Origin of the sequence: Pseudomonas sp. RC10, assembly GCF_038397775.1 — a bacterium.
In the GTDB taxonomy this organism is placed as follows: domain Bacteria; phylum Pseudomonadota; class Gammaproteobacteria; order Pseudomonadales; family Pseudomonadaceae; genus Aquipseudomonas; species Aquipseudomonas bambusae.
Genome location: NZ_CP151650.1, coordinates 1,404,352 through 1,429,251, shown reverse-complemented (window position 1 = coordinate 1,429,251; position 24,900 = coordinate 1,404,352). Strand labels below are relative to the sequence as shown.

Genomic DNA, 24,900 nt, shown 5'->3' with positions numbered 1-24,900 from the left:
TGGATATCAATGCACTTCAGAAGCAAGCCGGCACCCCTGCCGCACACCCTGCCACTGCGCGCGGCTCTCACGCCCCATGCCGGTGGCGGTGATGCGCTTGTCATTCAGGCTTTCGGTCAGCGTGCTCGGCAGCCACTGTTTCACGTAGCCCTGACAATAGTCCGCGGGGTAGTTCATCACATACCGGCACGAACAATATTCCTTGGCGGTGTAGGCGCTGATGATGGTGGGGAACGCCTCTAACTGAACGCGCCAGGGCCAGATCATGGCCAGCAAAAACAGCAGGATCAGGATGGCGGCACTGCTGAACGGGCGACGCCGAAGTAAGCCTTTACGCGCGCTCATTGGACGCCCTCCCCGGTGACGGCTTTCAGGGCCCGTTTGAGTAGCTCATCGTGGTCGTAACTGCCGTCGCGGTCGTCGGCGTAACGCACGATCACGAGGCCAGCGCTTGGGATCACGTACAGCGCCTGTCCCCAATGCCCGAGCCCGGCGAAGGTGTCGGGCGGCGCGTCGGGCCAGGGGCCAGGTTGGCCGCCTGCTGTTTTGTTCAACCACCAATGGCCGCCGGGGGCTTCGTGAGTGGCCGTCTGTGAAGCGAACGGCGTGAGGTTGAAATCGACCCATGCCTTGGGCAGCAACTGACGATTCTGCCAACGACCCCCTTGCTGCATCAGCAGGCCGATGCGCGCCAGATCGCGGGCCGTCATGTAAGCGTAAGACGAGCCGACGAAGGTGCCAGTGGCGTCGGTTTCCCAGACGGCACTGTTAATGCCCAAGGGGTCGAACAGCGCGGTCCAGGGATAATCCGGGTAAGCGGCGTCGCCGACCATGCCTTTCAGCGCTGCGGCCAGAACGATGCTGTCGCCGCTTGAATAGCGATAGGACGTGCCGGGGGCGCTGGCGACATCATGCTCGGCGGTGAAACGCGCCATATCGCCGCAACCACGGGTGTAGAGCATCGCGACCACTGACGAGTTGAGCGGCGCGTATTCGTAATCCTCCTGCCAGTCCAGGCCCGAGGCCCAGTGCAGCAGGTCCTGAATCTTGATGTCCGGGTGAGTGTTGAACGGCGGGTAAAACCTAGCGACTGGATCGCTGAGCGTGAAGCGGTTTTCACCGAACGCCACACCGAGCACCGTCGCGAGAATGCTCTTGCTGATTGACCAGGTCAGGTGTGGCGTCTCGGCCTTGGTGACGCCCGCATAGCGCTCGTAGACCACCTCGCCGTTGCGAATGATCAACAACGCGTCGGTGCGAATGCCCTTGCGCGTTTGCTCGTCGCGGGGCGGGAAGGCATACGCCTCAAGATCATTGAGCGCCGCGCTTGGGGCCAAGGGGTGCGCGGGCCATTGCTCATCAGGCCACGTTTCGGCAGCGGTCTGGCAGGCGATCAGAAAAAGGAAAAGCGTGAACAGCAGACGGCGCATGAACGGGTCTCGAATGCAGGATGCTCAAAACCCTAGCAGGCAATGATGACAGCGCAGGGTATTCCCGTAGCGACGCGACCGCCGCGGCATCAGCAGCGGCACGCAATCTTCCTGTGGGAGCGAATTCATTCGCGAGCCGCTAGCGCAGGCGACACATTTGCGTCGCCTGTGAAATCTTTCGCGAATGAATTCGCTCCCACAGATGATCGTGCGTGCAGCCAGCCCTTCTCCATGCGTCTCGAACCCTGTCACGCAACCATCACCAAAGCTTAATAGTCATGACATCGGCCCTCCCTAGCCTGCATTCGTACAGCAATGCTTCGAATCATCAGTCGACCGGCCTGGACCAAGGCTGGCCCACGGAGACGCCACATGACTCAGATTGCCAGCATTCGAGACACCTCCTCCGACCGTCGCCTGCAGGCCGAACGCCTGATCGGGCCAGACGCCATGCAGGAAGCACAGGCGTTGCGCTTCAGTGTGTTCAGCGGCGAATTCAACGCCAAACTCAAGGGCGCTGAACTGGGCCTCGACATCGACGATTACGACGTACATTGCATGCACATCGGTGTGCGCGACCTCAACAGCGGTCGCCTTGTCGCCACCACGCGCCTGCTGGACCACAAGGCTGCCAACACCCTGGGCCGGTTCTACAGCGAAGAAGAATTCAGCCTCCACGGCCTCGGCCATCTGCAAGGCCCGATCCTCGAACTGGGTCGCACCTGCGTTGATCCGGCCTACCGTAACGGCGGCACCATCGCCGTGCTGTGGAGCGAGCTGGCCGAAGTCCTCAACGAAGGCGGCTACAGCTACCTGATGGGCTGCGCGAGCATTCCGATGCAAGACGGCGGCATTCAGGCCCACGCCATCATGCAGCGCCTGCGCGAGCGTTATCTGAGCACCGAGCATCTGCGTGCAGAGCCAAAAAATCCGCTGCCGAACCTCGACCTTCCAAACAACGTGATCTGCGAAATGCCGCCGCTGCTCAAGGCCTACATGCGCCTGGGTGCGAAAATCTGCGGCGAGCCGTGCTGGGACGAGGATTTCCAGGTCGCCGACGTGTTCATCCTGCTCAAGCGCGACGAGCTGTGCCCGCGCTACGCTCGCCACTTCAAGGCAGCCGTGTGATGAGCACGCTGCGCAGTCATGCGCGAGTCATCCGCGTGCTCGGGGTCATCGCGCTGGGCCTGACTATCGCGGGCACCTTCGCCCTGATGGAACGCCTGCGCATCGGCAACTCCATGGCCCGTCGTCAGCGCTGGACCAGTTGGTTCATGGCGCGCCTGACCGGTGCCCTGCCGTTCCGCGTCAAGGTCAGCGGCCATTTGCCGGGCCAGCCGACGCTGTGGGTCTGCAACCATGTGTCGTGGACCGACATTGCCCTGCTGGGCCAACTCGCCCCGTTGTCGTTTTTGTCCAAGGCTGAAGTGCGCACCTGGCCCGTGGCGGGTTGGCTGGCGCTGAAAGCGGGCACGCTGTTCATTCGTCGCGGGTCGGGCGACAGCAAGTTGATCCAGAAGCAAATGGGCCAACACCTGCAGGGCAATCATTCGCTGGTGATCTTCCCCGAGGGCACCACCACCGATGGTCGCAGCCTGCGCACATTCCACGGTCGCTTGCTGTCGAGTGCAATCGAGACTGGCGTGGCGATTCAACCGGTCGCGATTCAGTACCTGCGTGATGGCAAGACGGATCAGATCGCGCCATTCATTGGCGATGACGACCTGCTGTCGCACCTGCGTCGCCTGTTCGCCAACGAAGTCAGCGACGTACACATCCAGTTGCTGACGCCGATTGAGTCTCAAGGCAAGGAACGCGCAGCACTGGCGTTTGAAGCTCAGCAAGCGGTGCAGACGGCACTGTTTGGCGAAGCGACTCAGTCCGGCGATGTTGCCAAGCCCGCCGAGGCACGCCCTGCTGCCAGAGCGGCCTGAGCGAACCCTTGCAGCTCGGGGTAGAAAGCACGGAAATCGTCGCTCAACGGCCGATAAAGCGCCTGCAGTTCCTGCATGGCGCCGGCCAGTCCCTCGGGGCGTGACAGGCGTCGGGCAATCCCGGCCAGCGCATCGCCTACCACCTCGAAGTCCACGTACGAACCGAGCCAGTCCTGCGCCGCCATGCGCGGAGCGATGTAGGCGAGGCGCTCAGGCAAGTTCGGCTGATCGGCCAGCACCCGGTACACCTTGTCAGTGAAGACAGGCAGCGGCACGTCCGAATACTGCGCCCAATCCCGCGCCAGGCAGTGATCGAAAAACACGTCCAGCACAATCCCCGCGTAACGCCTGCGCTCCGCCGGGAATCGCCCCATCGCCTGTTTGATCACGGGATGGCCGTCGGTGAACACATCGATGCGTCGATGCAGTCGGATGGCGTCTTCGATGTCCGCAGGAAACCGTCCCGGCAACAGTCCTTTGACGAAATCGCCGTACAGGCTGCCGAGCAGTTGCGCAGGCGTCTGACCGCCGAGATGGAGGTGTGCGAGGTAATTCATGGGAAGAATGTATCAGACATAAACACGATCCCTAAAGCAGCTGCACGCCCCCAGCTATAACGGCGATCTCCATGTGGGAGCGAATTTATTCGCGAAAGGGTCGGTGCGGACAAGTAATCTCAGCGACTGAACGATTTTCGCGAATGAATTCGCTACCACAGATGCACTGCGGTGCGCCTGCTTTTGCCAGGACCGTAACCCGTTAGAGCAGTCGCGAGATAAAGCATAAACTCCATATCGTTATAACCCGATATACCGATTCACACGCTCCTTAGCACCCTTTCATATTTGTATATCGCGATGCACAGATATAAAGTTCGCCCCATCGCGATATACCGCTACACGCGGATTGAGAACGACATGCCTATCAACCTCGACGACATCATAAAAGCCCTGTCGCACCCGGTGCGGCGTCAGATTCTTTCCTGGTTGAAAGACCCTGAAGCCTGCTTTCCGGATCAGCAACACACCTTCGACGGCGGCGTCTGTGCCGGTCAGATCGACCAGCGCGCAGGCCTTTCGCAATCGACCGTTTCTGCCCATTTGGCGACGCTGCAACGTGCCGGGCTGATCACCAGCAAAAAGCACGGTCAGTGGCATTTTTTCAAACGTAACGAAGACGCCATTCAGGCGTTTTTGCAGGAGCTGACGCGTCAGCTCTGAACACTTTCAGGAGACGCCCCGTGCCTCTTTCGCTACTTATTCTGGCCTTGAGCGCCTTTGCCATCGGGACGACCGAGTTCGTCATCATGGGCCTGTTGCCCGACGTCGCCGCTGACTTGGGCGTAAGCATTCCCGGGGCGGGCTGGCTCGTCACGGGTTACGCATTGGGTGTCGCCATCGGCGCGCCGTTCATGGCGATGGCCACTTCGCGGTTACCACGCAAAGCGGCGCTGGTGATCCTCATGGGCATCTTCATCATCGGCAACCTGCTCTGCGCCGTCGCCACTGATTACAACGTGCTGATGTTCGCCCGCGTCGTGACTGCTCTGTGTCACGGTGCGTTCTTCGGCATCGGCTCCGTGGTCGCTGCCGGTCTGGTGCCCGCCAATCGCCGCGCTTCCGCCGTCGCCTTGATGTTCACCGGCCTGACCCTGGCCAACGTGCTGGGTGTGCCGCTCGGTACGGCACTGGGTCAACAGGCGGGTTGGCGCTCGACGTTCTACGCGGTGACCGTGATCGGCGTGATCGCGTTCATCGGCCTGATCCGCTTCCTGCCCGCCAAACGTGACGAAGAAAAACTCGACATGCGTGCCGAACTGGCAGTGCTCAAGGGCGCCGGTATCTGGCTTTCGCTGAGCATGACCGCTTTGTTCGCTGCGTCCGTATTTGCCCTGTTTACTTACGTCGCACCGTTGCTGGGTGAAATCACCGGGGTATCGCCACATGGCGTGACCTGGACACTCATGCTGGTCGGCCTGGGCCTGACCCTCGGCAACATCATCGGCGGCAAGCTGGCGGATCGTCGTTTGGCCGCCACGCTGATCGGCGTGTTCATCACCATGGCCGTGGTCTCGACTGTCCTGAGCTGGACCGCTGTTGCGCTGATCCCGGCGGAAGTGACGCTGTTCTTGTGGGCCGTCGCCTGTTTTGCCGCCGTGCCTGCGTTGCAGATCAACGTCGTGACCTTCGGCAAGGACGCTCCAAATCTGGTCTCCACCCTGAACATCGGCGCTTTCAACGTCGGCAACGCCTTGGGCGCCTGGGTCGGCGGCAGTGTCATCGCCCACGGTTTTGGCCTCACCAGCGTGCCCTTGGCCGCTGGCGCCCTGGCGGTGCTGGCCCTGGTGGTGACTCTGATCAATTTCCGTCAGCGCGGCGATGCCGAGCTGGCTGCTGTGGCGAACTGAGCCTCTAGAGTCAGCGCTTCAGCGACATGCGTTAAAAGACTGCGGATTCAACCTTTACAGACTTCACTGAGGATACCTTCCGATGACCACGATTTTTGACCCGATCAAGATCGGCGAACTCGATCTGAACAACCGCATCGTCATGGCCCCGCTGACCCGCTGCCGCGCCGACGAAGGCCGCGTGCCCAACGCGATGATGGCCGAGTATTACGTGCAGCGCGCCTCGGCTGGTCTGATCATCACCGAAGCCACCTCGGTCACCGCAATGGGCGTCGGTTACCCCGACACACCGGGCATCTGGTCCAACGATCAGGTCCGTGGCTGGAGCAACATCACCAAGGCCGTTCACGCGGCGGGCGGCAAGATCGTGTTGCAACTGTGGCACGTGGGCCGTGTTTCCCACCCGATCTACCTGAACGGTGAAGCGCCGGTCGCACCGAGCGCCGTTCAACAGAAAGGCCACGTCAGCCTGGTTCGCCCACTGGCCGACTACCCGACGCCACGTGCGCTGGAACTGGCTGAGATCGAAGACGTCGTCGAGGCCTACCGCGTGGGCGCAGAGAACGCCAAGGCTGCCGGTTTTGACGGCGTGGAAATCCACGGCGCCAACGGTTACCTGCTCGACCAGTTCCTGCAGACCAGCACTAATCAGCGCACCGACATTTATGGCGGTTCCGTAGAAAATCGTGCACGCCTGATGCTGGAAGTGACTGACGCCGTCGTGGAAGTCTGGGGCGCTGGCCGCGTAGGCATGCACCTCTCGCCACGCGCCGACCTGCACGACATGGGCGACGACAACCTGACCGAGACCTTCACCTACGTCGCGACGGAGCTCGGCAAACGCGGGATCGCCTTCCTGTGTGCCCGCGAACGCGAACTCGACGACAGCCTGTCGCCGCGCCTGAAACAAGCGTTTGGCGGGGTGTTCATCGCCAACGAGAAATTCACCAAAGACAGCGCCAACGAATGGCTGGAAAGTGGCAAGGCCGACGCTGTCGCATTCGGCGTGCCGTTCATCGCCAACCCTGACCTGCCTGCGCGCCTGGCGACGGATGCGCCGCTGAACGAGCCGCATCCAGAGACGTTCTACGCCAAAGGGCCGGTGGGTTATATCGACTATCCGGCGTTGTAAGGCTTCAGGGTCTTAGGGCTTTGGATCGATACTCTGATGCCCTGCGGGCTTATTCGCCACCAAGGCGGCTCCCACATCGGTTGCAACGTGCCGCATTCTGAAGGACCCCGTTGTACGCCTTGTATATCCGACACGATCCCAAGGCGGACAATGAGAACTTTCAGGCCGTGGCACGTTGCAACACATGTGGGAGCCGCCTTGGTGGCGAATAGGCCCGAAGGGCATCAGCGTGACGGTCCCAAGCCAACACGCTACTGAGCCCGCGAATTGATCTGCTGCGACAACGTCTGAATCTGGCTTTGCAACGTGTTCAGGTTGCGGGTCATCTGCCCACGGAACGCATCGAATTCCTGGGTGCTCGCCCCTGAAGACGCCGCCTGCGCCGGACGGTTGTCCTGCTCGCTCTTGAGCACAATCATGTCCTGCTCCAGACGCTCGATGGTCTGACTGTTGTTGCTCTTCTTCAGATTTGCCACGTCCGCGCTCAAGCTTTTGAGCTGCGAATCCAGACGATCCTGATCGGCCTGCGCCGACTTGCCATCCGGCATCGCGGCTTTTAGTGCCGCCAACTCCGTGATCACGGCCTTGAGCTGATCCTGCAATTGCTGGTTCGTGGCCTGCTGCTGCGTCGCTTGCGTGGCGATGGTTTCCAGACGCTTGTCCAGACCGCCCTGCACCCCGGCCGCGCCCTGCTGCTGTTTGCTCTGCTCGGCGAGTTGATCCTGCAGCGCCTTGATTTCAGCTTTCAGCGCTTCACCGCCGCTGTTGGCAACCGATTCAGTGGCTACAACCTTGCCGGAAATGTCCTGCAGACGCCCCGCCGCTTCCTCACTGATCCGCGCGAAGCTTTCTTGCGTGGCGACCAGTTGCTGTTCCATCAACGAGACCTGCTGAAAACTCCACCAGCCCAGGCCGCAGAACGCGATGAACAGCGCGCCGATCAACGCCCACAACGCGCCTGTACCCGGCGCTTTCACCTTCACCACCGGCGTGGTGCGCGAATACACCGTGGTGCGCTCGCGAGCGCCCGCCGTGGTCGGAATAAAATCGTCGTCATCATCTTTGGCGCTGAGGCTTGGGACGTCATCGACGTCGTCATACGGATCTTTGCGCATGCGTTTCCCTTTGAAATCCGTTGAATCTTGAAGGGCGGATTCGCTCCGCCGAACGTTAGGACCACCCGAATCGCCGGGTGTTTTACAGCTCGGCGCCGTGTTGGGCCTTCCACCAGCCACAGAACTCGTCCAGCGCGGTCCAGACGCTGACCTTGGGCTGGTAATCCAGATAATACTGGGCGCGGCTGATATCAAGCGTGAAATCTCGACTCATCACCTGCATTCCGATTCTCGACAGCGTCGGTTCAGGTCGGCCGGGCCAGAGCAGACACGCAGCCTCGTTGATCGCAGCGGCGCTGTACGCCAGGCCGTACGAGCGATAGCGGGTGACAGGCGGCAACTCCATCTGGCGCATCACGTAATTGACCACGTCCCAGATCGGAATCGGCGTGCCATTACTGATGTTGTAGGCCTTGCCCAGCGCCGACCCCGTCGCCAGCAGACTGCTGAGCAGGGCTTCGTTGAGGTTCTGGATGCTGGTGAAGTCGACCTTGTTCAGCCCGTTGCCGATGATCGACAGGCGCTTCTTGCGCTGCATCTGCATCAGGCGCGGGAAGATGCTGGTGTCGCCCGCCCCCGTGACGAAACGGGGCCGCAGCGCGATCACTTCGAGGCCGAACTCTTCGGCGCCGAATACTTTCTGCTCGGCCAAGTATTTGGTGGCCGCGTAATGATTGTGGAAACGCTTGGGCACCTGCTCCTCGCGGATGTTCAGGTGCGAATGGCCGTCGAAATAGATAGAAGGCGATGACAGGTGCACCAGACGCCGCACGTGCTGTTTGAGGCAGGCCTCGACCACGTTTTCAGTGACTTGCACGTTGCCCTGATGGAAGTCCTGACGACGCCCCCAGTTGCCCACCGCTCCGGCGCAATGCACCACGGCTTCGACGTCGTCACACAAAGCCTGCACCAGCTCCGGGTCGTTCAGGTCGCCCTGAATGAACTCGGCACCCCGACGTACCAGGTGCTCGACGCCTTGCGCACGACGGCCGTTGACCCGAACGCTCAACCCCTGCTCCAGCGCAAAACGCGCAAAGCGTCCGCCGATGAAGCCGCTCGCGCCGGTGACCAGAATCTTCATTTACCGCTCCATCTCATCTATACATTTCGCACCGAGCGCCGCCGTGATGGCGTCGGACGGTCAATTGTAGGTCCCGCTTATTCAACACCGGCAGTGACGCTCAGTCCGCTGCCAGCGGCACTAACCATTGCCCGGCTTTTTTTGCGAGGTGATCGGTCAGCTGCGTCAGCAATTGCCCGCCATTGCGCCAATGATGCCAGTACAACGGCACATCGATGCAGCGATCCCTCAACAATTCCACCAGTTTTCCGCTGGCAAGTTGCTCACGCACCTGCAATTCCGGCACCAGCCCCCAGCCCATTCCGGCCTCGGTCATGCGCATGAAACCCTCTGACGACGGGCAAAGGTGGTGCTGAAAACCGCCCTCGACGCCCAGCGATTCCAGATACCGGTGTTGCAGGAAATCGTCTGGCCCGAACACCAGCGCCGGGGTCTGCGCCACCCCCTGCGGGGTCACGCCGTTCGGAAAATGCCGGGCAATGAACGCGGGGCTGGCCAACGCACGATAGCGCATGGCGCCCAACAGCAAGCTGCGTGCCCCGGCCACCGGCCGCTCGCTGCCGCACAGACACGCTGCCACTTCCCCGGCGCGCATGCGTTTGAGGCCCACTTCCTGATCTTCAACCACCAGTTCAGTCAGCAGATGATGCTCGCTGCAAAAATCCCCCACGGCCTGCGCCCACCAGGTTGCCAAGCTGTCAGCATTGAGCGCGATGCGCAGACGTTCGGGGGCGCCGCCTTCGTCCAGTGCCGGGACCAAGGTCTGCAAGTCGCGCTCCAGCAAGCGCACCTGCTGCACATGGTTGAGCAAGCGCCGACCGATTTCGGTGGGTGTCGGGGGCGTGGCCCGCACCAACACTGGCTGCCCCACACGCGCCTCCAGGAGTTTGATCCGCTGGGAGACCGCCGATTGCGACAACCCCAATACCTGCGCCGCCCTTTCGAACCCGGCCTGCTCGACGACGGCCGCCAACGCGGAAAGCAACTTGTAATCGAACATCACTTTTCCTAATGAGTGATCAGGATTATTGGTTTTTCTTATACAGCCTCAGCGCCGACAATCGCCACATCTTCTTCGCATCACCGCCATCTCGGAGCACCTCATCATGTGGCAAAGCTACCTCAACGGACTGCTGGTCGCGTTCGGCCTGATCATGGCGATCGGCACCCAGAATGCGTATGTGCTGGCGCAGAGTCTGCGTCGCGAGCATCACCTGTCCGTGGCCGTGCTGTGCATCGTGTGTGATGTGGTGCTGGTGGCGGCCGGGGTCTTCGGGCTTGCGAACGTGCTGGCTCATAACCCGACGTTGCTGGCCGTGGCGCGCTGGGGCGGCGTGGTGTTTCTGCTGTGGTATGGCGCCAAGGCCTTGCGTCGCGCGCTGTCGCCCCAGAGCTTGAAGGAAGGCGACGCCAACGGTCAGCGCTCACGTCGCGCCGTATTGCTGACAGCGCTCGCGGTGACGCTGCTCAATCCCCACGTCTACCTCGACACCGTGTTGCTGATCGGCTCCCTCGGCGCGCAACAGACCGAACCGAGCGCCTACGTGGCCGGCGCCGCCAGCGCGTCGCTGCTGTGGTTCTCGACCCTCGCCATCGGCGCCGCCTGGCTCGCCCCCTGGCTGGCCCGGCCTGCCACCTGGCGACTGCTTGACTTGATGGTTGCGGTGATGATGTTCAGCGTGGCGGTGCAGTTAATCAGAACCGCGTGATACCGCCCCATAGCCGCCTGCAGCCGCTGATTCTGGCCAACGGCCGTGGGAGTTGGCTTGCCTACGATCTGGCGCGAAGCGGCAGCAGAATCTGTACATGCGGTGTGCCTGACACAACCGAGCTGTCGGATGTTGCTGTTGCTTCGCAACAGATCGTAGGCAAGCCAACTCCCACGGCCTTCGGCCAGCATCAAGACGCGAACCTTGCCACAGATCCGCTTCCAGCCGATTCCATGGGAACCTCTATCCCACACAGTTGTTGCGTGGTTATGGGCCGGGGCCGGTGCTATGATCCAGCCCCTACGCCGCAAAGAGTAAAAACTCGCCGGCGTATTTTGTCTGGCCGTCCGTGATCGGCCTTGCGCTAACCGCAACCTGACCTGATTAGGAGAATTACCATGGCTTTCGAATTGCCGCCGCTGCCGTACGCACACGATGCTCTGGCACCGCACATCTCCAAGGAAACGCTGGAATATCACCACGACAAACACCACAACACCTATGTCGTGAACCTGAACAACCTGGTCCCAGGCACCGAGTTCGAAGGCAAGACGCTGGAAGAAATCGTCAAATCTTCTTCGGGCGGCATCTTCAACAACGCAGCCCAAGTCTGGAACCACACCTTCTACTGGAACTGCCTGGCGCCTAACGCTGGCGGCCAACCGACCGGCGCGCTGGCTGATGCCATCAACGCTGCGTTCGGCTCGTTCGACAAGTTCAAAGAAGAATTCAGCAAGACCTCCATTGGCACCTTCGGCTCCGGCTGGGGCTGGCTGGTGAAGAAGGCTGACGGTTCCCTGGCACTGGCCAGCACCATCGGCGCCGGTAACCCGCTGACCAGCGGCGACACCCCGCTGCTGACCTGCGACGTGTGGGAACACGCTTACTACATCGACTACCGTAACCTGCGTCCAAAATACGTCGAGGCGTTCTGGAACCTGGTGAACTGGAAGTTCGTCGCTGAGCAGTTCGAAGGCAAGGCTTTCACTGCCTGATTACGGCATCGAACGCTGCTTTGAAGAAAAACCCGGCCTGTCCGGGTTTTTTTTCGCCTTCTGTTCATCCTTTATGTATTGTCAGAAAACGATAGCGGACTAATATCAGTTTCCGCCGGAAATCGACGAAGCGAGGCTCAAGTTCCGCCTCCTGTTTACCGACACAGTGTTGATAGCCTTACTTGCCTGCATGTGAATCGTTATCCAAATGAAACAGGTCAGAGGTGTATCAAGACCTTGACCCGAAGGTCTGCATTGCCAATGCTTGCAAGCAGTCGCCCAGCATGGATGAAGGAATGCCCATTTGAAGCTGGAACTCAAAAACAGCTTGTCGGTGAAGCTGCTGCGTGTGGTGTTGTTGTCGGCGCTGGTCGTGGGCGTTGTGCTCAGCTGCGCGCAGATCGTGTACGACGCCTACAAAACGCGTCAGGCGGTTGCCACTGACGCCGAGCGGATTCTCGACATGTTCCGGGACCCGTCGACTCAGGCTGTCTATAGCCTGGACCGGGAAATGGGCATGCAGGTCATTGAAGGCCTGTTCCAGGACAAGGCCGTGCGCATGGCGTCCATTGGTCATCCCAACGAGACGCTGCTCGCGGAAAAAACCCGCGACCTCAAACCCTCTCCCACGCGCTGGCTGACCGACCCGATTCTCGGCCAGGAACGCAGCTTCACCACCCAATTGGTCGGCCGCAGCCCGTACAGCGAATACTACGGCGACCTGCGTATCACGCTGGACACCGCGACTTACGGCGAAGGCTTTCTGATCAATTCGATGATCATTTTCATCTCTGGCGTGCTGCGAGCGCTGGCCATGGGCCTCGTGCTGTATCTCGTCTATCACTGGCTGCTGACCAAACCGCTGTCGCGCATCATCGAACACCTGACCAGCATCAATCCCGATCGCCCCAGTGAGCACCAGTTGCCGCTGCTCAAGGGCCACGAGAAAAACGAGCTGGGGATTTGGGTCAATACCGCCAACGAGTTGCTGGCCTCCATTGAACGCAATACCCATCTGCGTCACGAAGCGGAATCCAGCCTGCTGCGCATGGCGCAATACGATTTTCTGACCGGCCTCCCCAATCGCCAGCAATTGCAGCAGCAGCTGGACAAAATCCTGATCGACGCCGGGAAGGTGCAGCATCGTGTCGCCGTGCTGTGTGTCGGTCTGGACGATTTCAAAGGCATCAACGAACAATTCAGCTATCAGGCCGGCGACCAACTGCTGCTGGCACTGGCGGACCGTCTGCGCAGCCACAGCGGCCGCCTTGGCGCGCTGGCACGGCTGGGGGGCGACCAGTTCGCGCTGGTTCAAGCCGACATCGAGCAGCCCTACGAAGCCGCCGAACTGGCACAGAACATCCTCGATGACCTGGAGGCGCCGTTTTCCGTGGACGGGGAAGAAATCCGCCTGCGCGCCACCATCGGCATCACCCTGTTCCCGGAAGATGGCGACAGCACCGAGAAGCTGCTGCAGAAAGCCGAACAGACCATGACCCTGGCCAAGACCCGATCGCGCAACCGTTACCAGTTCTACATCGCCAGCGTCGACAGCGAAATGCGTCGCCGCCGCGAACTGGAAAAAGACCTGCGCGAAGCCTTGGTCCGCAATCAGTTTCACCTTGTCTACCAGCCGCAGATCAGCTACCGCGATCAACGGGTGGTGGGCGTGGAAGCACTGATTCGCTGGACGCATCCCGAGCATGGCTTCGTGCCGCCCGACCAGTTCATCCCGCTGGCCGAGCAGAACGGCACCATCATTGCCATCGGCGAATGGGTGCTGGACCAAGCCTGTAAACAACTGCGCGAATGGCACGATCAAGGCTTCACCGACCTGCGCATGGCGGTCAACCTGTCCACCGTTCAACTGCATCACTCCGAACTGCCGCGCGTGGTCAACAATCTGCTACAGATCTACCGCCTGCCGCCGCGCAGTCTTGAGCTGGAAGTCACCGAAACCGGCCTGATGGAAGACATCAGCACCGCTGCCCAACACCTGCTCAGCCTCCGCCGCTCTGGCGCGCTGATCGCCATTGATGACTTCGGCACCGGCTATTCGTCCCTGAGTTACCTCAAGAGCTTGCCGCTGGACAAGATCAAGATCGACAAGAGCTTCGTTCAGGACCTGATCGACGACGATGACGACGCGACCATCGTGCGCGCCATTATCCAGCTCGGCAAAAGCCTCGGCATGCAGGTCATCGCCGAAGGCGTGGAAACCACCGAGCAAGAGGCTTACATCATTTCCGAGGGCTGCCACGAAGGTCAGGGCTATTTCTACAGCAAGCCGTTGCCTGCCCGTGAGTTGCTGTCGTATCTGAAGCAAGCGCATCGCACCCATATGGGCGTGCTCTAACCACCCACACGCTGTCTGAGTCAGGCTTGCCGGCGGTGAGCCCCTCAAGATCGTCGCCGCTGGCAATCCATGCGGCTACAGCGTTGGGCTCAAATTCTGTAACAGCTTGAAATATCTCCTCCGTCGGCTCTGGGCATTTTGCCTTTACACCGAATGCAAATCTTTCGCATCATTGCGCGGATTTTCTGGCGCTCGCCACCGTTCACACACCTCTCGACGCAGGATTCCGTCATGATTCGTACGCCCCTGGCAACCGCCAGTCTGCTGGCCATCGCTATCGCTTTGGCTGGTTGTGACCAAGGCAAGGACAAGCCCGCTGCCGCCGCTCCGACTCCCGCACCCGCCGCTGCCGCCCCAGCGCCTGCTGCCCAACCGGCTGCTGCGCCCGCGCAGACCAGCGATGCCGCGGCCAAGGCCGTGGTGGCCAACTACGCGAACATCGTATTTGCCGCGTTCAGCGACGCCGAATCCACTGCGAAGAAACTGAGCACTGCCGTCGACGCCTTCCTTGCCTCCCCGAACGACCAGACCCTGAAAGCCGCTCGCGACGCGTGGCTTGCAGCGCGTGTGCCTTACATGCAGACCGAAGTGTTCCGCTTCGGCAACACCATCATCGACGACTGGGAAGGTCAGGTGAACGCCTGGCCGCTGGACGAAGGCCTGATCGACTACGTTGCCAAGGACTACCAGCATGCCTTGGGCAACCCTGGCGCGACGGCGAATATCATCGCCAATACCTCGATTCAGGTTGGCGAGGACAAAGTCGACGTCACTGAAATCACACCTGAAAAACTGGCCAGCCTGAACGAACTGGGCGGCGCCGAGGCCAACGTTGCCACGGGTTATCACGCCATTGAATTCCTGCTCTGGGGCCAGGACCTGCACGGCAACGGCCCTGGCGCCGGTGAGCGTCCCGCCAGCGATTACATCGAAGGCAACGGCGGCACGGGCGGTCATAACGACCGTCGTCGCGCCTACCTGAAGGCCGCCACCGACCTGCTGGTGAGCGATCTGGAAGAGATGGTCGGCAACTGGAAGCCAAGCGTCGCCGACAACTACCGCGCCACGCTGGAAGCCGAATCGGGCGAAAGCGGGCTGCGCAAGATGCTGTTCGGCATGGGCAGCCTGTCCTTGGGCGAGCTGGCAGGTGAGCGCATGAAGGTCGCACTGGAAGCCAACTCCAGCGAAGACGAGCACGACTGCTTCAGCGACAACACCCACCACTCGCACTTCTACAACGGCCTGGGTATTCGCAATGTTTATCTGGGCGAATACACCCGCGTGGACGGCAGCAAGGTCAGCGGTCCTAGCCTGTCGTCGCTGGTCGGAAAAGCCGATGCTGCAACCGACACCACGCTGCGCGCCGATCTGGACGACACCCAGGCCAAGCTGCAAGTGATCGTCGACCACGCCAACAAGGGCGAGCATTTCGATCAGTTGATCGCCGCAGGCAATACTGCGGGCAATCAGGTCGTGCGTGATGCCATCGCGGCACTGGTCAAGCAGACCGGCGCCATCGAACAGGCCGCAGGCAAGCTGGGCATCACCGATCTGAACCCTGACAACGCCGATCACGAGTTCTGATCGACGCAAAAGAAGCGCTCTTCGGAGCGCGTCTGCATGAACGTCAAATGAAGGCCAATCCTCCCTCGGATTGGCCTTTTTTTGTGCGTCATAAAAAGCGTAAAACCCCAGCAAATAAAGGGCTTCTGAGGACCGATCTGTAAGTTTTGTAGGTCTTTTCCTGTTCATTAATTGTCGGATTGAACACCCCGAATTCGCCACCGATCATGCGCACTTCCTTGACCCCATCCCATCCAGGAGGAGACAGACAGTGCCCAAGAGAAACAATAAAAGGCGCCGCGTCAGCAAGCTCAAAACCAACAACTACGGAATCCATTTGCTGGTCGGCATCAAAGGGCCCCGTGCCTGGAAAGTGACGATCTATCGCGATGGCAAGACCCTCAACCGACTTTTCTCATTCTCACGCTATGGCGGCCGTGAAGAGGCCCGCAAGGCGGCTGACGCCTGTCGGGACGAATTGCTGCTCACGTACCTGCCCAAGCTCAGCCGCGACATCCGCCAACGCATCATCGCCACCAACACCAGCGGCTATCCCGGTGTGCATTACCGCTGCTACACCGGGATCGCCTATTGGGTCGCCCGCACCACCTTGCGCAACGGCAGCAGCGTGACCAAGTCGTTCAGGGTCGAACACTACGGGTATGAACGTGCCAAGGAGCTGGCGATTCGCGAACGAGAACGCCAACTCGACAGCATCGGCGACTACCGATGTTTCAAAGTGATCGAAGGTGAAAAACGCATGATGCAGCTTCTGGTGGAGAACCCTTCACTGGATATTTCAGGCTTCTGACGAGGCCGTCTGGTCAGACACCCGCTCTGCCAGCAAATTGGTTACAACACGTTTCGAGAGGCGCTTACAAACGCTAATCCCTCTTATTCCTCACAGACGGGGCTGGTAAGCTTGCTCGCCCCGATTTCCACCCCTTTTGCAGGATCTGTATGACTGCGCGGTTCCGTTTTTCGTTTTTCCTGCTGATGGCCTGGGCCCTTGGCGGGTGCGATGACGCCCCGCGTTTCACGTCTGCGGAACCCGGTGAAGCGTTGTCCGGTGGCGCGACCACCGTCAACAAGAGCGACCGCAACGCGTTTTCGCTGCCTTCCGCCAATCTCTCCCCCAGCCGACGCCTGGATTTCAGCGTCGGTAACAGTTTCTTTCGCAACCCGTGGGTCATCGCGCCAGCGACAACCACCGCGCGGGACGGCCTCGGGCCGCTGTTCAACACCAACGCCTGCCAGAACTGCCACATCAAGGACGGCCGCGGTCATCCGCCCGAGCCGGGCGCTGATAACGCCGTGTCGATGCTGGTGCGCCTGTCGATTCCCGACGCGCCCGCCTATGCCGAACACATCAAACGGCTGGGCCTGACGCCCGAGCCGGTCTACGGCACACAACTGCAAGACATGGCGATACCCGGCGTCACCCCCGAGGCCAAGGTGCGCGTCGAATACGACTCGATGACCGTGCATTTTCGCGACGGCACCCCCGCTCACCTGCGTCGCCCGACGCTGCGAATCACCCAACTCGGTTACGGGCCGATGCACCCTCAAACCCGCGCGTCCGCACGCATCGCGCCGCCGATGATCGGACTGGGTCTGCTCGAAGCCATTCCCGACGCGGCGATCCTGGCCAACGCCAACCCCGATGACAAACACGGGACCGGCATTACCGGCACGCCCAACTGGGTGTGGGACGACGCGCAGCAAAAGCCCGTATTGGGGCGTTTCGGCTGGAAGGCCGCACAGCCCACCGTCAATCAACAGAACGCCCACGCGCTGGCCGGGGACATGGGCCTGACGTCCCACCTGAAACCTGCTGACGACTGCACCCCTTCGCAAACCGCCTGCCGGGAAGCTCCGAGTGGTGAAGGCCCGAACGGCGAACCGGAAGTCAGCGACAACATTTTGCGGCTGATCACCTTCTACGCCCGCAACCTGGGAGTCCCGGCCCGTCGCGACGTCGGCGATGCGCAGGTGTTGCAAGGCAAGAACCTGTTCTTCAAGGCCGGGTGTCAGCAATGCCACACGCCGCAGTTCACCACCGCTGCCGATGCGGCCGAACCCGAGCTGGCCAATCAAGTGATTCGCCCCTACACCGACCTCTTGCTGCACGACATGGGCGAAGGACTGGCCGACAACCTCAGTGAATTTCAGGCCACCGGCCAGCAGTGGCGAACGCCGCCCCTGTGGGGCATCGGTCTGACTCAGACCGTCAGCGGCCATACGCAATTTCTCCACGACGGGCGCGCCCGCGATCTGATGGAAGCAGTGCTGTGGCATGGCGGCGAAGCCTTACCCGCGCAGCGTCACGTGCTGGCCTTCGACGCCGAACAGCGCGCTGCGCTGCTGGCGTTCCTGAATTCTTTATAAACGCAATTTTCAAACGATAAGGAGCCGGACATGTTCCGTCCCAAGCTGTTGTTCACCAGCCTCGCCGCGCTCGCGCTGGGTGCCTGCACGCCATCGGACCCACAGGCCGTGACGTCCGCCGCCATCGCCAAGCAAGTGATCCTGCCGACCTACAGCCGTTGGGTCGATGCCGACCGGCAACTGGCCGTGAGCGCGCTGGCGTTCTGCGAAGGCAAATCCGACCTGGACACCGCCCGCGCCGACTTCCTTCACGCGCAAAAAGCCTGGGCTGAATTGCAGCCACTACTGATCGGGCCGCTCGCCGAAGGTAACCGTTCGTGGCAAGTCCAGTTCTGGCCAGACAAGAAGAACCTGGTCGGGCGTCAGGTCGAGCAACTGGTCACCGCGCAGCCGCAGATCAGTGCCGACGCCCTGTCCAAATCCAGCGTCGTGGTTCAAGGCCTTTCGGCCTACGAATACATTTTGTTCGACGCTGAGATCGACATGGCGACCGCCGAACAGAAAGCCCGTTACTGCCCGCTGCTCACTGCCATTGGCGAACGCCAGAAGTCGCTGGCCGAAGACATCCTCAACAGCTGGAACAGCACCGACGGCATGCTCGCGCAGTTGAGCAAGTTTCCGAATCAGCGCTACGCCGACTCTCATGAAGCCATTGCCGAATTACTGCGCGTGCAGGTCACGGCCCTTGACACCTTGAAGAAGAAACTCGGCACGCCGCTGGGTCGTCAATCCAAGGGTGTGCCACAGCCGTTCCAGGCCGAGGCCTGGCGCAGCAAGGCGTCGCTGAGCAGCCTGCAAGCGAGCCTGGCGAGCGCCGAAACCGTGTGGGCGGGCGTGGACAACAAAGGCCTGCGTGGCCTGCTGACTGCCGATCAAAAGCCATTGGCCGACAAGATCGATGCGGCATATGCCGAGAGCCGCAAACAGCTGGCCGCCCTGAAGCCGCCGCTTGCAGACCTACTGGCCTCCGAGCAAGGCCGTCAGCAGTTGAACGCGTTCTACGACAGTCTCAACGTGGTTCATCGCCTGCACGAAGGCGAGCTGGCCAAGGCGTTGGGCATTCAACTGGGTTTCAACGCCAACGATGGTGACTGATATGTTGCGACGACAGGCCCTTGCCCTCGGCAGCCTTGTGCTCAGCGCCTGCACGCTGGGCGGCTGGACGCTGTTCAAGAAAAAGGGGGAAAGCCCGCTGCTGCTTTCTGCCCGTGACGATGCAAACGGCCAGCACTATGCCGTGGGCTATCGCGTGGACGGCACGCAGGTGTTCGCCACCCACGTCGCCCAGCGTTGCCACGACATCATCAATCACCCTGAGCTGCCCATCGCGCTGTTCGTTGCCCGACGTCCCGGCACCGAAAGTTATTTGATCGACCTGCGCGACGGACGTCTGTTGCAGACCCTCACGTCCCGACCGAACCGACACTTCTACGGCCACGCCGTCGTCCACAAAAGCGGCGACTGGCTGTACGCCACCGAAAACGACACCACCGATCCGGGGCGCGGTGTGTTGGGGGTCTATCGGTTCGTTGGCGAGCGTCTGGAACACGCGGGCGAAATCGCCACCCACGGCATCGGGCCGCATCAGGTCTCATGGATGCCCGACGGCGAAACGCTGGCGGTCGCCAACGGCGGGATTCGCACCGAAGCGGAAAGCCGCGTCGAGATGAACCTTGATGCCATGGAGCCGAGCCTTGTGCTGATGAAACGGGACGGCACGCTCTTGAGCAAGGAAACCTTGTCGCAGCAGATGAACAGCGTGCGGCACATGGCGATTGCCACCGACGGCACGATTGTGGCGGGTCAACAGTTCATGGGGCCCTCTCACGAATCCGCAGAACTGCTGGCAATCAAACGACCGGGGCAGCCGTTTCAGGCGTTTCCGGTGGCTGATCAACAGCTGCAAGCCATGGCGCATTACACGGCCAGCGTGGCAATCCACAACGATTTGCGTCTCGTAGCCTTAACGGCGCCGCGTGGCAATCGTTTCTTCATATGGGACCTGGACAACGGCACCGTGAAGCTCGATGCACCGCTTCCCGATTGCGCTGGGGTCGGGGCGGTGAAGGACGGGTTTGTCGTCACGTCCGGCCAAGGGCGTTGCCGGTTCTATGATTGCCGTCAGAGCACACTGGTGCCCCAGCCGTTGGAGCTGCCAGCGGGGCTGTGGGACAACCATTTGCATTTGGTGTGATGGGGGCGTTGGGCTGGGTTGACTTGAGGGCCCTACATGGACGCCCTCCGGGCTTTTTCGCCACCAAGGCGGGTCCTACATTTTTTGCAACGTGCCACAGTCTGGAAGATCCCATTGTCCGCCTCGGGTGTTCGACGCGATATCAAGGCGGGCACACAGGCGAACAATGGGAACTGTCAGGCCATGGCACGTTGCAGCAAATGTAGGAGCCGCCTTGGTGGCGAATAGGCCCGAAGGGCATCAAAGTAAGAGTCTCAAGCCAACCACCCTGGCAACAAAACCGAGACACGACTAACGTGCTCGCCTGTTTCATCTGTTTTTCCAAGGAAGTGGAATATGTTGCGTCGCCGCATGTTGATCATGCTGGGAATGGTGTTGATCGTGGTCCTGGCCCTGGGCGGGTACAAGGCGTTTTCGGTCTACAAACAGATCCAGCAATTTACCGCCCCAAAACCTCCGATCAACGTGGCGGTCGCCGTCGTGACCGAGCAGGCGTGGCAGAATCGCCTGCCCGCCATCGGCAGCCTCAAAGCCTTGCAGGGCGTGAACCTTAGCCTCGAAGTGGCGGGCACGGTCAAGGCGTTGCAGTTCGAATCCGGGCAAAAGGTCAAGGCCGGTCAACCGTTGCTGCAACTCGACAGCGACGTGGAAAAAGCTCTGCTGGGCACCGCCGAAGCCGACCTCGGGCTGGCCCAGTTAGATTACGGGCGCGGCAGCAAGCTGGTGGGCGATGCGGCGATCTCCAAAGGCGATTTCGACAAGCTCGCCGCCACCCAGAAAAAAGCCGCCGCCACCGTTGCGCAGCTCAACGCGTCGCTGGCCAAGAAACGCATTCTCGCGCCGTTCAGCGGCACCATCGGCATTCGCCAGGTGGACGTCGGCGACTACCTCGCCAGCGGCACCGTCATTGCCACGTTGCAGGACTTGAGCAGCCTCTACGTCGATTTCTTCGTGCCCGAGCAGGTCCTGCCAAAACTGGCCCTCGGACAGCAGGTGCAGGTCAGCGTCGGGGCCTATCCCGGCAGCACGTTCAACGCCAGCCTCAGCGCCATCAACCCCAAAGTGGAAGACGCCACGCGCAATGTGCAGGTCCGCGCGACCCTGCCCAACCCTGACAGCAAACTGCTGCCCGGCATGTTCGCCAATCTGCAAGTGATGCTCGGCCAGGACACCCGGGAGTTGGTCGTGCCGGAAAGCACCATCACTTACACGCTGTACGGCAACTCGGTGTTCGTCATCGTCCCGAAAAAGAACGCCGACGGGCAACCGGAGAAGACCACCAAAGGCGAGCAGCAACTGGCCGTGGAGCGGCGCTTCGTCGAAACCGGCGAGCGGCGCGGTGGCCTGGTAATCATCCGCAAGGGTTTGAAAACGGGCGAGCAAGTGGTGACCGGTGGCCAGCTGAAACTGGACAACGGCGCGAGCGTCGCCATCAGTGCCGATCCGGCAGCCCCCGTCGAACAGAGCGGCCAACCCAAGGTTGACTGACCCTGGTTGATCGTCGAAGGAGCTTGCATGGCATTTACAGACCCGTTCATCCGTCGCCCCGTCCTCGCCAGCGTGATCAGCCTGCTGATCGTGCTGCTGGGGTTCCAGGCGTTCAGCAAACTGACCATCCGCCAGTACCCGCAGATGGAAAACGCCTTGATCACCGTGACCACGGCTTACCCCGGTGCCAACGCCGAAACCATTCAGGGCTACATCACACAACCGCTGCAGCAAAGTCTGGCGAGCGCGGAAGGCATCGACTACATGACCTCGGTCAGTCGTCAGAACTTCTCGGTGATTTCCATCTACGCGCGCATCGGCTCCAACAGCGACCGCCTCTACACCGAGCTGCTCGCCAAGGCCAACGAGGTGAAAAACAAGCTGCCCCAGGACGCCGAAGACCCGGTGCTGACCAAGGAGGCGGCCGACGCCTCGGCGCTGATGTACATCAGTTTCTACAGCGCGGAGCTGAACAACCCGCAGATCACGGATTACCTGTCGCGGGTCATCCAGCCGAAGCTCGCGACCCTGCCGGGCATGGCGCAGGCAGAGATCCTCGGCAATCAGGTGTTCGCCATGCGCTTGTGGCTGGACCCCGTCAAGCTCGCGGGCTTCGGCCTCACAGCCAACGACGTCACCGACGCCGTGCGCAAATACAACTTCCTCTCGGCGGCGGGCGAAGTGAAAGGCGAATACGTGGTCACCAGCGTCAACGCCACCACCGACCTGAAATCCCCGGAAACCTTCGCGGCCATCCCGCTCAAGACCGTGGGCGACAGCCGCGTGCTGCTGGGTGACGTGGCCCGGGTGGAAATGGGTGCGGAAAACTACGACACCGTCAGCTCGTTCGACGGCACACCGTCGGTCTATATCGGCATCAAGGGCACGCCCAGCTCCAACCCGCTGGACGTGATCAAGGAAGTCCGGCGGATCATGCCGGAACTGGAAAGCCAGCTGCCGCCGAGCCTGAAAGCCTCCATTGCCTACGACGCCACGCTGTTCATTCAGGCCTCGATCCATGAGGTGGTGAAAACCCTGATCGAAGCGGTCTTGATCGTCATCGTCGTGGTGTTCCTGTTCCTCGGGGCTTTGCGTTCGGTGCTGATCCCGGTGGTGACGATTCCGCTGTCAATGATCGGCGTGCTGTTCTTCATGCAGATGATGGGTTACTCGATCAACCTGCTGACGTTGCTGGCCATGGTGCTGGCGATTGGCTTGGTGGTGGACGACGCCATCGTGGTGGTGGAGAACATCCATCGCCACATCGAAGAAGGCAAAACGCCGCTCAACGCTGCGCTCGAAGGCGCTAGAGAAATCGCCATGCCGGTGGTCTCGATGACCATCACCCTGGCGGCGGTGTACGCGCCGATCGGCTTTCTGGAGGGGCTGACCGGGGCGCTGTTCAAGGAGTTCGCGCTGACCCTCGCGGGCGCGGTGGTGATTTCCGGCGTGGTCGCGCTGACGCTCTCGCCGATGATGTGCGCCGTGCTGTTGCGCCACGACGAAAACCCCAGCGGCCTCGCCCACAAGCTCGATCAGATTTTCGACGGCCTGAAAGTGCGTTATCAGCGGGTGCTGCACGGCACGTTGAACACCCGGCCAGTGGTGATCGTCTTCGCGGTGCTGGTGCTGTGCCTGATCCCGGTCTTCCTCAAGTTCAGCCAGTCGCAACTGGCGCCGGACGAAGATCAGGGCATCATTTTCATGATGGCGACGTCGCCCCAGCCGACCAACCTTGATTACATGAACAAGTACACCGACCAGTTCATCAGCATCTTCAAGGCGTTCCCGGAGTATTACTCGTCGTTCCAGATCAACGGTTTCAATGGCGTGCAAACCGGCGTCGGCGGTTTTCTGCTCAAGCCGTGGGACGAACGCAGCCGCACGCAAATGCAGCTGTTGCCCGAAGTGCAGGCGAAGCTCGAAGGCATCACCGGGTTGCAGATTTTCGGCTTCAACCTGCCATCGCTGCCGGGCACCGGTGAGGGGCTGCCGTTTCAGTTCGTGATCAACACGCCCAACGATTACGCCGCCTTGCTTGAGGTCGTGAACCGGATCAAGAAACGGGCGACCGAGTCCGGCAAGTTCGCGTTTCTGGACCTTGATCTGGCCTTCGACAAGCCGGAAGTGGTGGTCGACATCGACCGCGCCAAGGCCGCGCAGATGGGCGTGTCGATGCAGGATTTGGGCGGCAGCCTGGCGACGTTGCTGGGCGAGGCGGAAATCAACCGTTTCACTATCGATGGCCGTAGCTACAAGGTTATCGCTCAAGTAGAGCGGGCCTATCGCGACAACCCGCAATGGCTGTCCAACTACTATGTGAAAAACGCCGAAGGGACGATGCTGCCGCTGTCGACGTTGATCACCGTCAGCGACCGCGCACGACCGCGTCAGCTCAACCAGTTCCAGCAGCTCAACTCAGCGATCATCTCGGGTTTCCCGCTGGTGAGCATGGGGGAAGCCATCGAGACGGTCCGGCAGATCGCCAGCGAAGAAGCCCCGGCCGGTTTTGCCTATGACTACGCCGGGGCATCGCGGCAGTTCGTGCAGGAAGGCAACGCGCTGTGGGTGACGTTCGGGCTGGCACTGGCGATCATCTTCCTGGTGCTGGCGGCGCAGTTCGAGAGCTTCCGCGACCCGCTGGTGATTCTGGTGACGGTGCCGCTGTCGATCTGTGGGGCGCTGATTCCGTTGTTCCTCGGGATCTCGACACTGAACATCTATACGCAGGTCGGGCTGGTGACGCTGATCGGTTTGATCAGCAAACACGGGATTCTGATCGTGGAATTCGCCAACCAATTGCGGCGTGACAAGGGGTTAAACGCGCGCGAGGCCGTAGAGGAGGCAGCGGCGATTCGTTTGCGTCCGGTGTTGATGACGACCGCGGCGATGGTGTTCGGCATGGTGCCGCTGATCCTCGCAACCGGTGCCGGTGCGGTGAGCCGTTTTGACATCGGCCTGGTCATCGCGACGGGGATGTCGGTGGGAACGTTGTTCACCCTGTTTGTGCTGCCGTGTGTCTATACGGTGCTGGCGGGGAAGGAGGACGCGAAGGCACCCGCGTAAACAGCCAAAGCAGAAAAAAAGCCCCGAATGATCGGGGCTTTT

Annotated in this window: 21 protein-coding genes; 15 read left to right on the top strand and 6 right to left on the bottom strand. The window is 61.0% G+C overall.

What is annotated here, in order from left to right:
* Positions 1-6: 6 nt before the first annotated feature.
* Together AAEO81_RS06490 and AAEO81_RS06485 are read right to left on the bottom strand one after the other, a co-directional pair.
* The gene (locus AAEO81_RS06490; protein ID WP_341962370.1) at positions 7-345 is read right to left on the bottom strand and encodes an amidase; all 339 of its coding nucleotides are present in this window, start codon (positions 343-345) and stop codon (positions 7-9) included.
* Complete coding sequence (locus tag AAEO81_RS06485; protein WP_341962369.1) at positions 342-1,430, bottom strand: serine hydrolase; 1,089 nt, start codon at positions 1,428-1,430, stop codon at positions 342-344. Before AAEO81_RS06485 ends, AAEO81_RS06490 begins: the two co-directional genes overlap by 4 nt.
* 372 nt (positions 1,431-1,802) lie before the next feature.
* Between AAEO81_RS06485 and olsB the strand changes: the two genes are divergently transcribed.
* Complete coding sequence (gene olsB, locus AAEO81_RS06480) at positions 1,803-2,558, top strand: L-ornithine N(alpha)-acyltransferase (protein WP_341962368.1); 756 nt, start codon at positions 1,803-1,805, stop codon at positions 2,556-2,558.
* Positions 2,558-3,364 (top strand): lysophospholipid acyltransferase family protein, encoded by an 807-nt coding sequence (locus tag AAEO81_RS06475; protein ID WP_341962367.1) that lies wholly within the window; start codon positions 2,558-2,560, stop codon positions 3,362-3,364. Before olsB ends, AAEO81_RS06475 begins: the two co-directional genes overlap by 1 nt.
* Here AAEO81_RS06475 and AAEO81_RS06470 read toward each other — a convergent pair.
* A complete protein-coding gene (locus AAEO81_RS06470; RefSeq protein WP_341962366.1) occupies positions 3,307-3,921 on the bottom strand; it encodes an ACP phosphodiesterase in 615 nt (204 codons plus the stop codon). The two genes, AAEO81_RS06475 and AAEO81_RS06470, sit on opposite strands and share 58 nt — an antisense overlap.
* 360 nt (positions 3,922-4,281) lie before the next feature.
* Here AAEO81_RS06470 and AAEO81_RS06465 point away from each other — a divergent pair, with 360 nt between their 5' ends.
* The 3 genes from AAEO81_RS06465 to AAEO81_RS06455 all read left to right on the top strand — a co-directional run bounded on the left by AAEO81_RS06465 (position 4,282) and on the right by AAEO81_RS06455 (position 6,903).
* On the top strand, positions 4,282-4,584 hold the full coding sequence (locus tag AAEO81_RS06465; RefSeq protein ID WP_341962364.1) for a helix-turn-helix transcriptional regulator: 303 nt from the start codon (positions 4,282-4,284) through the stop codon (positions 4,582-4,584).
* A 20-nt stretch (positions 4,585-4,604) separates the two neighbouring features.
* Positions 4,605-5,771 carry an MFS transporter gene (locus tag AAEO81_RS06460; RefSeq protein WP_341962363.1) on the top strand — a complete coding sequence of 389 codons (1,167 nt, stop codon included), beginning with the start codon at positions 4,605-4,607 and terminating at the stop codon, positions 5,769-5,771.
* Between the two features lie 82 nt (positions 5,772-5,853).
* Positions 5,854-6,903, top strand: coding sequence for an alkene reductase (locus tag AAEO81_RS06455; RefSeq protein ID WP_341962362.1), 1,050 nt, complete (start codon positions 5,854-5,856; stop codon positions 6,901-6,903).
* Positions 6,904-7,154: 251 nt separating this feature from the next.
* Here AAEO81_RS06455 and AAEO81_RS06450 read toward each other — a convergent pair whose 3' ends face one another.
* From AAEO81_RS06450 to AAEO81_RS06440, 3 genes are all read right to left on the bottom strand, one after another.
* A complete protein-coding gene (locus tag AAEO81_RS06450; protein ID WP_341962361.1) occupies positions 7,155-8,018 on the bottom strand; it encodes an ATPase in 864 nt (287 codons plus the stop codon).
* An 82-nt stretch (positions 8,019-8,100) separates the two neighbouring features.
* The gene (locus AAEO81_RS06445) at positions 8,101-9,099 is read right to left on the bottom strand and encodes an NAD(P)-dependent oxidoreductase (RefSeq protein ID WP_341962360.1); all 999 of its coding nucleotides are present in this window, start codon (positions 9,097-9,099) and stop codon (positions 8,101-8,103) included.
* A 100-nt stretch (positions 9,100-9,199) separates the two neighbouring features.
* Positions 9,200-10,099 (bottom strand): LysR family transcriptional regulator ArgP, encoded by a 900-nt coding sequence (locus tag AAEO81_RS06440; RefSeq protein ID WP_341962359.1) that lies wholly within the window; start codon positions 10,097-10,099, stop codon positions 9,200-9,202.
* 106 nt (positions 10,100-10,205) lie between these two features.
* Between AAEO81_RS06440 and AAEO81_RS06435 the strand changes: the two genes are divergently transcribed.
* From AAEO81_RS06435 to AAEO81_RS06390, 10 genes are all read left to right on the top strand, one after another.
* Positions 10,206-10,808: a LysE/ArgO family amino acid transporter gene (locus tag AAEO81_RS06435; protein ID WP_341962358.1), complete on the top strand. Its 603-nt coding sequence runs from the start codon at positions 10,206-10,208 to the stop codon at positions 10,806-10,808.
* Between the two features lie 398 nt (positions 10,809-11,206).
* Positions 11,207-11,803 carry a Fe-Mn family superoxide dismutase gene (locus tag AAEO81_RS06430; RefSeq protein WP_062384041.1) on the top strand — a complete coding sequence of 199 codons (597 nt, stop codon included), beginning with the start codon at positions 11,207-11,209 and terminating at the stop codon, positions 11,801-11,803.
* A 304-nt stretch (positions 11,804-12,107) separates the two neighbouring features.
* Positions 12,108-14,159, top strand: coding sequence for an EAL domain-containing protein (locus AAEO81_RS06425; RefSeq protein WP_341962355.1), 2,052 nt, complete (start codon positions 12,108-12,110; stop codon positions 14,157-14,159).
* A gap of 231 nt (positions 14,160-14,390) precedes the next feature.
* The gene (locus tag AAEO81_RS06420; protein ID WP_341962353.1) at positions 14,391-15,743 is read left to right on the top strand and encodes an imelysin family protein; all 1,353 of its coding nucleotides are present in this window, start codon (positions 14,391-14,393) and stop codon (positions 15,741-15,743) included.
* 250 nt (positions 15,744-15,993) lie between these two features.
* A complete protein-coding gene (locus AAEO81_RS06415) occupies positions 15,994-16,533 on the top strand; it encodes an AP2/ERF family transcription factor (RefSeq protein ID WP_166596512.1) in 540 nt (179 codons plus the stop codon).
* A 149-nt stretch (positions 16,534-16,682) separates the two neighbouring features.
* On the top strand, positions 16,683-18,110 hold the full coding sequence (locus AAEO81_RS06410; protein WP_341962350.1) for a di-heme oxidoredictase family protein: 1,428 nt from the start codon (positions 16,683-16,685) through the stop codon (positions 18,108-18,110).
* Positions 18,111-18,140: 30 nt separating this feature from the next.
* On the top strand, positions 18,141-19,205 hold the full coding sequence (locus AAEO81_RS06405) for an imelysin family protein (RefSeq protein ID WP_341962348.1): 1,065 nt from the start codon (positions 18,141-18,143) through the stop codon (positions 19,203-19,205).
* Position 19,206: 1 nt separating this feature from the next.
* Positions 19,207-20,304 (top strand): DUF1513 domain-containing protein, encoded by a 1,098-nt coding sequence (locus tag AAEO81_RS06400; protein ID WP_341962346.1) that lies wholly within the window; start codon positions 19,207-19,209, stop codon positions 20,302-20,304.
* Between the two features lie 336 nt (positions 20,305-20,640).
* Entirely contained in the window at positions 20,641-21,792 is a 1,152-nt protein-coding gene (locus AAEO81_RS06395; RefSeq protein ID WP_341962344.1) for an efflux RND transporter periplasmic adaptor subunit, read from the top strand.
* A 27-nt stretch (positions 21,793-21,819) separates the two neighbouring features.
* Complete coding sequence (locus AAEO81_RS06390; RefSeq protein WP_341962342.1) at positions 21,820-24,858, top strand: multidrug efflux RND transporter permease subunit; 3,039 nt, start codon at positions 21,820-21,822, stop codon at positions 24,856-24,858.
* Positions 24,859-24,900: the final 42 nt, after the last annotated feature.